The organism is Winogradskyella pacifica (assembly GCF_013403915.1).
GTDB classification, from domain to species: Bacteria; Bacteroidota; Bacteroidia; order Flavobacteriales; family Flavobacteriaceae; genus Winogradskyella; species Winogradskyella pacifica.
In genome coordinates this window covers 92,156-104,983 of record NZ_JABFDI010000016.1, presented here as the reverse complement: position 1 = coordinate 104,983, position 12,828 = coordinate 92,156, and the positions used below count along the sequence as shown (strand labels likewise).

Genomic DNA, 12,828 nt, shown 5'->3' with positions numbered 1-12,828 from the left:
TTAATCAAGTATCTTAACAATAAAACCAACATGATTAAAAATTAAAAGGTCGCCTAAATTGTTTTTAGACGACCTCTCTTATTACTAAATATTGATGCAGAGTGAAATGATTTTTAATTAGATCATTTCAATTCTACTTTAAATAAATTAAAGAGTTTAAGAATTGCTATTTTACCATTTCATTATAGGTTCGTCTTTCCAGAAAATCAGGCGAAAATCTTCATAATGGTTACCGGTTCCTATAGAATGGCTATCTCTAAAACCTTTATCTAATTGTAGTTTATGAAGCATGCCTGAAGCAGAACCCACCCACAAAGTATTTTCGTCTTCAGAGATAGTAATACTTGTAATTGTAGATCCTAAAAAGTATTTCCAAATGCAATGGCCTTGCTTGTCAATCGCTTTTATATACCCAAAGGCATCACCTAAAATATAATATTTTGAAGTTGCTACACCACAATACACACGCATGCCATCATCTATAGTTGTATAATCGTCACTTTCTTCGTAAGCCACTATATTAATGTCTTTTACATTTGAAGTATCTACTCCAATGGTTACTCCATTATAAAAATGACACGAATTGGTAATTAACTGTGTATCGTCTATAGAAAACAAACAAAAATCTGGATAAGAAGATTGTGGACCAACTTCACCAATTTCATTACCATTATGATCTAAAATTCTATGATCGCAACACTGATCGCCAACAACGATATATTTATTATCGTTAGACAGCGTGGCATTTTCCATATCCAAGTAAGGTTCCCATTCGTCATCTTCTAAATCTGGCAAAGGATGAATCCTATTTTCAGCATCGCTAGAAATAATAAAAATTCCATCAGAGGACACTAATAGAACTTTTAAGCCATCGTTAAAAGGAATCATTTCTGTAATCCCTATATTCTTTGACTTATCTAAATTAAAAGTTGCAATAATATCACCCTCCCAACCTTGTGTCGTTATAATGGTATTGTTTGAAGCTATAGCAAAAACATTCTGTTGTTTAGATTTACCTATAGCTGTAATAGATTCATCTAACTTAAGCGTTATATCCTCTGTTAATACATAGGCTTGTCGTTTTTGATAAGCAGTGCCTAAAACAAAGACTATTTTCTGTGCATCAATAAACTGTAATTGCTCAATACTTTGCCCGTGATCTTGCATAAACTTGATAAATGGCGTGTGTGCAGGTGGAAAATCGTTTCTAAATTGGTCAACGGTATGGTTTGTATTGGCTGCTTTTAAAAGTTGATATACAGCATCTGCCAAATGATTTCTTTCATCTTTAGGCTCCTCCCCTTTCCAGTTTTCCCAACCGTAAGCATCACCAAATTTCACCATGGTATTAACTTCAGTAGCATAGGTGCTTCCCAACGCATTCCATTCTTGTTTAATGCTTTCTATATTGTTATCTGTTAATTTCATGAGTGCTATTTAAAGGTTTGTATTGGGAAGAATTTGAAACTAAAAAAGGACTCAGTTTTAATTAAAAAGAATAGCGGTATGGTTATTAATACTAAATTTTGCAGCATCTATAAGCGTAACACACACTAATATTTCTATCCAAAAATCACTTTCATTTTTAATAATTGTGTTCAATTCATCGACATTAGTAATGCTGTTATTTTCGTCTAATCCGATACCTAAATGTGGTGTCAAACTTTTTAACTCTTTTAAAAGACTATAAGACGATCCAATCATGGCACCAGGAACAGGATTTTCATCGGTATCAAAAAGCACCTCTGGTAATTCTATAGGAAGATAAAAGCCTTCGGCATCTGAATGCGTTAACAGGTGACTAGACATATAAGAGTAATGATCTTCTAAAATAGCATCACCTTCTGGCTCTTCCTCAGGAGAAAAAGGTGTTGGTACCCAATTGTCATTATCTTCATTCTCCCAAGCATGTGCTAAAAAACGTCTTAAATGATGTAGAAAACGATAAGGAAAACCACCAAATTGCAAGGGCTCTGTTTCCATTGCATCTGGTTCTTGGTAAGGTTCTATATTATTTTCTGTCAATATTATATTTATATTATCAAAAATCACTTTATAAGCTTCGTAACCTTCTGGTTCGTTGTCTTTAAAATCTGCTAAAATTCCTGTTGAAATAGTTAATCCCATGATATCGTTGTTTTATTTTTACACGACAAAATTAGAATCTAGCTTTCATAATTTTATCCCTGAAACTAGTGAAAATTTAGAACCCTATCTTTTTTGTTTTTATAGAACACTTCAATTTAACTCATAAAAAAAACACGCTCATCTAGCGTGTTTAATTGTGTTTTTGTCTTTTATTTCAAAGCCATTCCGTTTCAATGCCCATTTCTTCAAATTCATCATAAGCTTTATCTGTAGCATAACATAAAGTTACTTTTTTTAGGTTCGGAAATTGTTTGGCATCAATAGCGGTTTCAATATCCCAATAGTCGACAGCACCACCCGAAAATGGAGATAAATTCATATAAATATCGTTTCCGCCATCTTGGTAAAAGTCGGTGATTTCGGAAGCCAAGCGTTTTGGTATGGGTAGGTCTTTAAAATATTGGGTGACTTCAGCAATAGTTTCGTAACCTTCATCATCAATATCAATCTCACGACCTTGATACCAATCTGCAAATTCATACAAATCAAATACGGGTTCCATTAGGCCTTTCGTATACATCAACTCTTCAATCACCGATAATTTAAATCCGAAATCTATAAATTCAATAACCTCCTCGTCCAACGATGTAATGCTGTATTTATCTTTAGGAATCCCTGATCCACGTACATAAGGTGTGTATTCACTAATTTCAATAGCGTTAATATTTTCTCTTCTTACAGAAAACCAAGCACTTATGTCATTGACCACCAAGGCACCACTTTTATCTCCTTTAAATAATTTAACGTGTTGCTGTTTATGCGACTTATAATAACGTACAATATCCTGATTGTTAAAATAAAATATACTGTCAAAAGTTTGCTTCGGACTAAATTCATAAGCTTCCAATTCTAAAGCGACCGTTAACGACTCTACCACCTCTCCATTTTTAGAGTAGGCTAATATTCCTAAATCGTCCCAAGTAAAAACCGTCGTGTTTTTTCCTTCTATAGTTCTGTAATTTTCATTCAGACATGCTTTTAACTGTGTTAAAGATGCTGGAAATGTGATGGTTTCTGAATTAATTTGAAATCCTTTAGACGATAAATGCAATACAATCATAAACTTGGTTTTAAGCGTTTTCAAAAGTAAGTCGCTTACTGAAATAAGTAGTGCCTGTATTCCGTGATTTTTTCTTCAGAAGTATTGCTCACAAATTAATATCACTGTTATCAGGGATAAAAACCAAGCCCTCGCCCACTAACTTTGTAAAAAACCTTTTTTATGGAAGATAACACAAAAACTGCTGCGTTTTTAGAATCTTTAAAACGCAACAACGATAAAATAAGAGACGACCGCGCTCACGCTATTGCAGAAGATGCACAATTGATGTACAAACGTGAAACGGAAGATTTAGCCTTGGCATTAAAACGTTTAAAACGCGAACAAGACAATATGCTAGATATGAGTCCTACAGACGCGAATAGTTTGGTATTGGCATCCGATTTTGACGCCAAAGAGTATGTGGCCAAAGATTTAGATATGTCTGTAAAGATTAGAAACTTAGAAATTAAATTAGAATTAGCCAAAAAGCGTTATACGCACTTATTTGGAGGAACTATAAACGAACTGTAATTATGGGAGGAGGAAGATTTAGTCATGATGCGTATGCAAAATTACGTCGATCTAAAGGCTACAGTAATAAGTCTAGAGAAGAAATATTTACATCTAGAGCAATAGATTCTGAAATGGATCCGTCTGAGGTGATTGTAAGAGAATCTAGAGATTCTGAAGAACATCCAGAAACCGTATCTATAATTGTAGCTTTAGATGTTACCGGTAGTATGGGTTTTGTACCCGAACATATCGTTAAAGAAGCCTTACCAGATTTAATTGGCTCTTTAATGGAAGCCGGAATTGAAGATCCGCAAGTGTTGTTTTTAGGTATTGGCGATTTTATATACGACAGAGCGCCTTTACAAGTAGGACAATTTGAATCGTCTGCAGAATTACTAGACCGTTGGTTAACCCGTGTATATCTTGAAGGTGGCGGTGGCGGAAACAATCAAGAAGGGTACAACTTAGCGCATTTATTTGCGGCGAGACATACAGCGATTGATTGTTGGGAAAAGCGACAACAAAAAGGCTTTTTATTCACCATTGGAGATGAACCTATGTTCCCTACCATTCCTGCAGAAATCATTAAACGTTATACCAGTGTCGATGAAGCTGCAACCATTACTACGGAAGCGATTATTGAAGAAGCGCAAGAAAAATACAACGTCTTTCATATGCATTTAGAACATAACGAATGGTCTAAACAAGAAAGTCGTAAAGGAAATTGGAAAGCACTTTTAGGAGATAACTTCCTAGAAATTGCAGATTATAAAACCGTTGCCAAACGTATTGCAGACGTGGTGATTCAAAACCATAAACCTAATGCAACACCATCTACAAATACAACTACAGGAAGTGCTTCTGTAGATGTAGAAAATATGTTATAAATGCCAAAGTGTAGCTTAGTTATAGATTTAGGATTTGGTGATGCTGGAAAAGGATTAACGACCGATTTTTTGGCATCGCAACATCCTGAACAGAGTCTTGTAGTTCGGTTTTCTGGAGGCCATCAAATTGGGCATACCGTTAGTACGGAAGCGCAAACCCACACCTTTAGTAATTTTGGTTCGGGAACGTTTTTGGGCGTGCCTACTTATTATTCGGAGTACACCACGCTTTTTCCTCCTGCTATTTTAAATGAAGGGGAATTTCTAAAAAACTATGAACCTAGACTGTATTGTCATCCTTTAGCGATGATTACTACCATTTACGATATTGCCTATAATCGGGCTTTAGAAAAGCTACAGCATCACGGCTCTTGCGGTTTGGGTTTCGGAACGACCATTGCGAGAAATAAAGCTGAAATTTTCTTTTACGCCAACGATTTACAGTTTAAGTGGGTGGTAAAACAACGTTTAAAAAGTATTAAAAACTACTACGAAACTTGTTTAAAAAGTCAACCAACAGAAATACAAGATTATTATAAAAACGAGCTCAAAGACTATAACGAAGATTATTTTATAGACAGTTGTTTGGCAATTCAGAAATTCTATAGTGTAGCCTCATTATCTGATTTAGAAGACAAATTCGAGCATTTTATTTTTGAAGGCAGTCAGGGGATTTTATTAGACACCCAACACGGTTTTCATCCGCATACCACCTGGAGTTATACCTCTTCAAAAAATGCGATTCAGCTAATAAAAACACATTTAAAAACGATTTCAGATATTGATATTTTTTATGTCATCCGTTGTTATCAAACCCGTCACGGCAACGGCCCGATGGCTGAAACGGAACCTGTAACCCTTCAGAATAATGAAAATGAAGCGAATGTGACTAACGAGTTTCAAGGCGTATTTAGAACACAAGCTTTAGATCTCGAATTACTGAATTATGCTTTAAGTTGTGATGCCATTCATCATCAAGATTTGCACAGCCACAAACATCTTGTAATAACGTGTTTAGATCAATTGCCTCATTTTTCTTATGCTAATTTGCTTCAAAAATTAGATTTTAAATTCAACACGGTGTATGGAAGTTATGGCCCTAGACGCGAATGTATACAGAAGCTGTTAGACTAAAGGGTTTAAAGAATTCAGCACAACGTTAAATGATTTCAGGAAAAAACACTAAAATTTATTATGACCAAAACAGACAACGACTCTGGGATTGAATTAAGTTCCAAAGCAAAATATAAACCTTTAGTTTTTGCACTATTTATGATAGGGCTTTGCCTAATTTCCCTACAAGATATATCTATAGAATCAGTGATTCCTTTAGTCGGTGCTATCCTATTTTTTGGTCTCTATGCCTTTAATAAAAAGCTTAAAGTTTTCATTTTTTTTGAGACCCATTTTGTGTTTCAACCAGGAGTTATAGGTAAAACAACGGTGCCTTATAGCGCACTTAAATCTTTTGCGGTTGAAAAAAAAGTCATCGTGATTACGTATGAGAATCCAGACGGAAAAGAAAAGAAAATTAAATGTCTTGTTAGTCAGATTGAAGCTAAGCAATTTCCGTTATTAGAACGTACTTTAAATAACAAGATTAACGATTAAACAGGTATTTCCTTTTACAAAATCACTAGTTTCAGTGATAAAAACCACGATGTTCCAAAGTACCTTAGCATTCTAAATTTACACGCGTAAAATGACCAATTATACAGCATATTCAGACGAGTTTAAAGATTTACAATGGACAGATTTTATTTTTGAAACCATTCAAATCGATACCTTTCCAGTCCTTGAAAATCCAAAACATCATAGTAACTCTTTTACGTTTAGAGATACACTTTTAGACGCTGTAGCCAAATTGTCTGGAAAGCCATTATTAAAGCTCATTTTTATTACACCAGATTATGAAACCATCCATAAATTCTATGCCGTTGGGTATTTAGAAGACAAAACGGTTTTTACTGTTGAAATAGAACATACTGCCGAATTTAAGGCTTGGTTTACCGTTATTCATGATGAACATTACAAAAGCGCCACAGTTTATAATTTTAGTGAGAATGGTTTTAGTTCGCACCCCACTTCAAACTTAAAAGACATTAGGTTTTTGGAACACACAGGAGCTTTTATAAATTACTTTATTCCGAATACATTTATAGCGGAACAATTGGCCAAAGAGAAATCAGATTTTCTAGCGCCATATATCCAACTTGAAGCGGAAATAGATATGAAAGCCTTGGTCGCCTCTTTTATCGGTTTAATTTCAGAAAAAAGATTAACGTTTCATCCGCCTACAAATAACGAGGCCATTTATGAAACATTTGAAAAAGAAGCAGGATACCCGTTTCCACAAATCATTAAAGATTATTTAAGCCTTCATAATGGTATAGACCGTTGTGCTATTATGGGAGCAGAAGCTATTTATAACGAATGGAAACAGTGGAAAGATATCTATGACGATTGGACGCAAGAAGACTTGTTAGACACCTACTCTACCAATCAAGGGAAAGCCATATTAATGTACACCACACCGTATTGGATTCCATTTTTCGATTTAAAAAACGGGAACTTTATAGCTTGCGATTTTGCGCCGAATACGAAAGGAAAAGCCGGACAAATTATTCGTTTTGGTGCCGACCAAGAAATAGGCTATATCGAAGCCGACGACCTTGTTTCCTTTTTTGAAAGTTTAAGAGGACCAGAAAGCGAAATTGAAGATAACGAATGGTTTTATATCGCTCAATAACATTCGTATAAACCTATAAATTTAGAATACCACCCAGCATATGTCTGCCATTTTTAAAACACATATTATCCCAAATCTAAAGCTCGATACTTTAGAAGCTTCAGAAACAAAAGGCCTACATCAGGTTTTAGAAATATTAGAAGCTACAGACACGGATATTTATAAAAACATACAAAACAACCGTGATTTCAGCGGAATTACTGCTGAGTTCTCAACGCAAATTGCACAACAAATTTACTTTCATCCTCAAGGCTATGCCAACACGACAGAAGGTATTGCTTTTGTAATCGCTTGGTTGCCTTTATTGAAAGAAGGGATTTATCTAGATGAAAAAAGCACAAGAAAACTAGTCGAATTTTTGACTTTTAACCTAGGGTATTTTCAGTCGGAAGCCTTTTCTGAAACCATAGAACAGCAACTTTTTCAAGTTATAAAGATTTTGGTTGAAAGTCCATCGGAAGCCGCACTGCCTATCGTTCAGTTTTTAATGCAACGTATTTTTGACATTCGTGATGTGTTGAGTTCTGAGTATCTCATTCAGAATTGCTTAAAATACGATTTACTTTCCGGAACATATGCCGTAAAACAAGACGACGAGACTATAAGTACGTTTCCTTACACTATAGATTCCAATTTTATTAATTACTTTTTTGAAGGGAATTGGGAACTGTTTATTCATAAATTCCATCAATTATTACCGGTTGGCCGTGTGTATGAGAAATCAGCTTACGATATTATAACACCTTGGTTAAGTAACGATTTGGCCGCTTTTTACGAAGCCAACCCAAACAGTGCTTTGACAGCAATTGAAGCTATAAAAGAGCGTTTAATTTGGGCAGATGCTCAAAGTGACGCCCTGTTACACTTAACAACTACGGAAGGCAACTACCCGTTAATGCAAGCATTGGCGAACAAGAAATGGGATTCTGGAGATGTGTTATTATTCAATACACGAGATACAAACCTTCCGAAGGAACAACTAGATGCAGGCTATATTAATTTTTTAGACTGGTTAATTGCCGATGGTGGCGCCAATTTAAACTCCGAAGCCTTTAAAGATTACGGTATTAAAATTTTAAGCGAAAATACCGCCAACAACTTACCTTTAGAATGCATTCCGTTTTGGTTTCAAATTGCACATCCGCAAACGGGATTTAAAAATCATTCTGAAACCTTCAACACCCTTTTTTCTAAATTATTTTTAGAAGATGACAGTTTCGAATTACTACCCACAATGCGATTGAAAGGAAAAGATGTTCAAGTTACAGGACCGTTTGTAATTCGCAGCATAGCACAATCGCATTCAAACGTATTGCTTTGGTTTGAACGATTACAAATGGAAGGTCTAAAAAACCCTTTAAATCAGTTTTTAATTAGAGCCTTTTGCGATGCTGGCGAAGCTTTATTAGAATTATTTACTGCGGAAGAACAAGAAAACTTACAACGCTTATTATTAAACTTAGCTTACGCTACACGTGATGCGAGCGCTATTGTTAAAGCAAAAAATATTCCGCTTATTGCAGAAACTTTAGGTTTTTTATGTGTAGAATCTGGAAATTTTACGCGCGTTAACGAAATTTGGGCACTTAAAGATTTAGATGCTAATGCGACTGATATTTGTAATCAATTTGCACGCAAGCATTACATCAACGAAAATCGTCCGCTAACCCTAAATACCATTCAAGCCTTGTTTAATTATTTAGGCGATTATTATTACAGTTTAACAAAAGAAGCCGTTTGGGTTCCTGAAGCCTTAACTACGCAAGGTACACGCATAGCGCAGTACTTTAACCTTCAGAATGAAGATGTTGGTTTCTTTATACACCGCTTGGTAGACCGTGTACTTAGTTTTCATAAACGTTGTAAAAGTAAGGAAGCCACCAATCCAATTTTTAAAACGATTTCCGCAGATATTGAAGTCTTTTTAATAGATTTCTTAGGCAAATTGAAAAACGAGAAACTTCACCTGAACACTATCACGCAACTATACGAATACAGTAATAGCGATGATTCTCGTTTTAGTAGTAATGATGCTTTATACGACCAAATTGAAAGTTATAGTCAGTATATTTTAGAAACCGAAATAGCTGAATCTAAAGTTGCAACAGAACAAGACGCTGAGGACACTCAAGAATCAGAATCCGAAAAAGATTCGATAGACACTGTTTCGACTTCAAAAATTGATATAAATGCTATTGAAGTGAATCAGCATTATGTGGAGGCGCTACTTATCAATTTAGAAACTTATAAAACGGCAGGTTACGAAATCGAATTGTTAGACTATTTCAACACGCATATCGAAGATTTAAAAATCTGGTTAACAAATGATGAAACAGGTTTAGAAATGCGATTTAGTCAAACGCTATATATGACTTTATTAGATACCGATTTAGCATTAGGAACCCCGTTAGAAACTTACGGTAACCTTAGCAAAAACATATTTGTACACTTGGTAAAAGACAGCAATTTAGCCACCTCTTACGCTATGGGATTAAAAGCGATTTCAAAATCTGGAGCGTATGCAGATCCACTAGCCAACGCATTATTACAAGTGGCGGACCAATTAAATGCTTAAAATAATGACACAAGATATCACACCCGAAATTCAAGACCAATTAAATTTATCGGCCTTGATTTTAAAGAAAAACCATAAGCAAGCCAACTTAAGCAGTTGGTCTGGCTTTAATTTAGAAGATAAAATGCACGTGAAGCAAGCCGAAAGATTATTAACCATTTTAGGTTTAAAATCAGGCTTACATTTGCGCAATAGTTTACAGCGTTACGAAAGTGGATTAATGGTCTCTCAAGCTTTTGAAAAACTAGCAGCTGAGTTTAGAACCGACACCACAAAAACTTTTGAAGCCAAATACCAAGCGTTAAATAATCCTCAAACCCAAAACACTTATAAAATGGTGTGGAAATACCGTTTTAGTTTAAAAAACCAAAAACTAATAGGGTATGAAATAGCAATGTATATTTTTCAAATGCGATTAGGCCTAGTGTTAGGGTTTATCACTACCGAAGAAATAATTTTACGCTTAGAAGAAGTCAATGCCACCGTAAAATCTACATTTTCAAGTTGGGGAGAATTTCATAGAAATGTGTGTATTGGAGATGAATACGTTTTAGGAGTTACAGAACAAGATGTTAGTACATTTCCTAATATGACCACCTTATGGGACCATTATCAACGCTTACATATAGAACACGCCGATTGGTTTAAAAACTGGAACAAATGATTATATCATCAAACGACATCATCACCTACATAGAACAAGCAGAAGCGCATTATAGAAATAATCAGTACCAGGCATTACAGTCGGTAATTGGTGACATTCAAGAATATGTAACTTTACTGAGTGAACCCGAAGATTTTGCTAGATATTACCGCATTTATATGTTGTATCTTGGAGTATATGAAGAAATGAATATGCCTGTATTAAAGTCGTATTTACAAGCTTTAATAGATTGCGGACAAGTACAAGCATCAGATTTTGAATATGTTTGTAGCTTTTTCAAAGACTGTGAGCAAAGTGTCTACGAGGATGCTTTAGTTCGTTATCCGTACAACGACACTTTACAATTACATTATGTTTTAAAATTACAAAATGAAAAGCGCTACCAAGAAGCCATTTTGGTTTTAAAGTATCTTTTAGAGTGCTATCCAGCCTTAACAGAAGCACGTTTTTTACTTTGGGATATCCAAGCCGCACAATTAGAACATATTTGTGATGCTGATGAAGAGGCAGACTGTAACGAATTGTTAGATTTAGCTTCAGCAACACACAATAAATCCGTTTTAAGAGGCTTACAACTCGATGAACGTTTAGATTTACCCAGCCAAACCTTGGCCCATATGCAAGTAGCGATGTGGGAAAATAAATCTATTGACAATAAAGGCTTGTGGAATTCAGAATGGAAACATTTAGAGATTACCGAAAGAACACGTATGCTGTTGGTAGATTACTTTCAGTCTTTTATGCGGAACGATATGGTGTCTCTAATTATAGCAAATCCTGGAGAACCTCAGTTTCCCGAAGAAGATTTTAGTAATTTTGAGGGGTTTAAAATCTATATGCAAGATTTTGCAAAGTCTGGATGGCAATTGGAGCAGCACTATTACCTACGCTATGGGGATTCAGCTTATTATCACTCTAAAAACAGAGATGTACTAAACCAATGTGTACAACAAGGTTTAGCGTTAAACCCTAAAAACCCGAACCTACTCGTTTTAAAAGCGAGGTCTTTTTTCTTTATTCAAAATTACAACGAGACCGGAGCAGCTTATCACGAAGCCTTTAAAAATGGGCTTAGAATGAGTGAGTATCTATTTTATTTACTAGAAGTGAATGGAAGAATAGAAAGCTGGCAAGGCATTTTAGATATTGTAGAACAGTTTCATAGAAGACAACCACCAACGCTTAAAACTTTATTTTTTAAAGCCCGTGCTTTGGTAAAATTAGCCCGTTTTGATGAAGCGTTAGTTGTTATAAATGAAGCCCTTGAAGATTTTCCTTTACCACCACATTCTTACGCGCCTTGGTTGTATAATTTAAGGATGATCGTCCATATGAATAACCAAAACTACACCGCATTTTTTGAGGATATGCAATCTGAAATCAATTATTACAAGATTGGTGATTCAGATTACTGCAGCACTATGAACTTATGTGTGGAAGCTCTTTTAGAAATGGAGGATTATAAAGAATGCCATAAATATGCCATTTATAATCACGAACAAGGCCAATTATCACCAGAATTGTATCCTGTATTTAAGTGGATTTGTTATTATGATTATTTAACCAAACCTGATGATTTAGCACCAGCCTCTGAAGCGGATTTGGTTAAAATGCCAACAACTTTTGTAGACTTTAGAAACAATGGTTTAATCCACTGGATTTTAAAGAATTTTGATGCCGCAATAGGCAATCTTAGTCAAGCTGCACATATGGCTAATAATAAAGCATTTTATCTTAAACTGGTAGCGAGTTGTGCAGAAGATAGTTTTAATAGTGCAGAAGCGTTATCGGCTTACAAAACCGTAAAAGAACAAGCCCCAGAAGCGAGCGATTACAAAACATTTTTTAAGCTTTATAATTTTTATAATGAAGAAAATGAGCCGAAAAAAGCCTTAGAAACACTTCAGCATTCCATGCAAAGTTATCCGGATTACACCTTTTTCGATTTTCCGAAAGATGAATATAATATGATGTTGAGGAGCCATAAATTACTCTCTCAACAATTAGAAGATATCGAAGGTTATATCAAATACAGCGCTATGTTTTTAAGTAAAGACCAACCATCAGTTCAGGCCTTATATGATCAACTAACACATATAAAAACCCATTTCTCGTCGGACGATTTTTTGCTACACAATGTATTAGAACAACTTTTACAATACGATGAAGATTTTGGTGAAGAGGAATTGGAATTGTTAAAAAATGTCAAATCTAGCATTATCACGTCTTATTTCACCTAAAGGTATTTAA

11 protein-coding genes are annotated in these 12,828 nt (G+C 35.0%); 8 read left to right on the top strand and 3 right to left on the bottom strand.

Translation table 11 applies throughout. The annotated features are described in order from the left end of the window. Positions 1-171 precede the first annotated feature (171 nt). The 3 genes from HM984_RS14005 to HM984_RS13995 form a co-directional block, all read right to left on the bottom strand. The gene (locus HM984_RS14005; protein WP_179349593.1) at positions 172-1,428 is read right to left on the bottom strand and encodes a hypothetical protein; all 1,257 of its coding nucleotides are present in this window, start codon (positions 1,426-1,428) and stop codon (positions 172-174) included. A gap of 57 nt (positions 1,429-1,485) precedes the next feature. Beyond that, on the bottom strand, positions 1,486-2,127 hold the full coding sequence (locus HM984_RS14000) for a putative DNA-mimic protein (protein WP_179349592.1): 642 nt from the start codon (positions 2,125-2,127) through the stop codon (positions 1,486-1,488). A gap of 175 nt (positions 2,128-2,302) precedes the next feature. Next, positions 2,303-3,208, bottom strand: a complete 906-nt coding sequence (locus HM984_RS13995) for a DUF6892 domain-containing protein (RefSeq protein ID WP_179349591.1) — start codon at positions 3,206-3,208, stop codon at positions 2,303-2,305. 162 nt (positions 3,209-3,370) lie between these two features. Between HM984_RS13995 and HM984_RS13990 the strand changes: the two genes are divergently transcribed. The 8 genes from HM984_RS13990 (at position 3,371) to HM984_RS13955 (ending at position 12,818) form a co-directional block, all read left to right on the top strand. Further along, positions 3,371-3,721 (top strand): hypothetical protein, encoded by a 351-nt coding sequence (locus tag HM984_RS13990; RefSeq protein ID WP_115811767.1) that lies wholly within the window; start codon positions 3,371-3,373, stop codon positions 3,719-3,721. 2 nt (positions 3,722-3,723) lie between these two features. Next, positions 3,724-4,590, top strand: coding sequence for a hypothetical protein (locus tag HM984_RS13985; RefSeq protein ID WP_179349590.1), 867 nt, complete (start codon positions 3,724-3,726; stop codon positions 4,588-4,590). Further along, on the top strand, positions 4,591-5,724 hold the full coding sequence (locus HM984_RS13980; RefSeq protein WP_179349589.1) for an adenylosuccinate synthetase: 1,134 nt from the start codon (positions 4,591-4,593) through the stop codon (positions 5,722-5,724). Between the two features lie 60 nt (positions 5,725-5,784). Further along, a complete protein-coding gene (locus tag HM984_RS13975) occupies positions 5,785-6,201 on the top strand; it encodes a hypothetical protein (protein WP_179349588.1) in 417 nt (138 codons plus the stop codon). A 91-nt stretch (positions 6,202-6,292) separates the two neighbouring features. Next, the gene (locus tag HM984_RS13970) at positions 6,293-7,339 is read left to right on the top strand and encodes an SMI1/KNR4 family protein (RefSeq protein WP_179349587.1); all 1,047 of its coding nucleotides are present in this window, start codon (positions 6,293-6,295) and stop codon (positions 7,337-7,339) included. A gap of 40 nt (positions 7,340-7,379) precedes the next feature. After that, positions 7,380-9,914: a hypothetical protein gene (locus tag HM984_RS13965; protein WP_179349586.1), complete on the top strand. Its 2,535-nt coding sequence runs from the start codon at positions 7,380-7,382 to the stop codon at positions 9,912-9,914. 4 nt (positions 9,915-9,918) lie between these two features. Next, the gene (locus HM984_RS13960) at positions 9,919-10,578 is read left to right on the top strand and encodes a DUF1266 domain-containing protein (protein ID WP_179349585.1); all 660 of its coding nucleotides are present in this window, start codon (positions 9,919-9,921) and stop codon (positions 10,576-10,578) included. Next, positions 10,575-12,818 carry a tetratricopeptide repeat protein gene (locus tag HM984_RS13955; RefSeq protein WP_179349584.1) on the top strand — a complete coding sequence of 748 codons (2,244 nt, stop codon included), beginning with the start codon at positions 10,575-10,577 and terminating at the stop codon, positions 12,816-12,818. Before HM984_RS13960 ends, HM984_RS13955 begins: the two co-directional genes overlap by 4 nt. Positions 12,819-12,828: the final 10 nt, after the last annotated feature.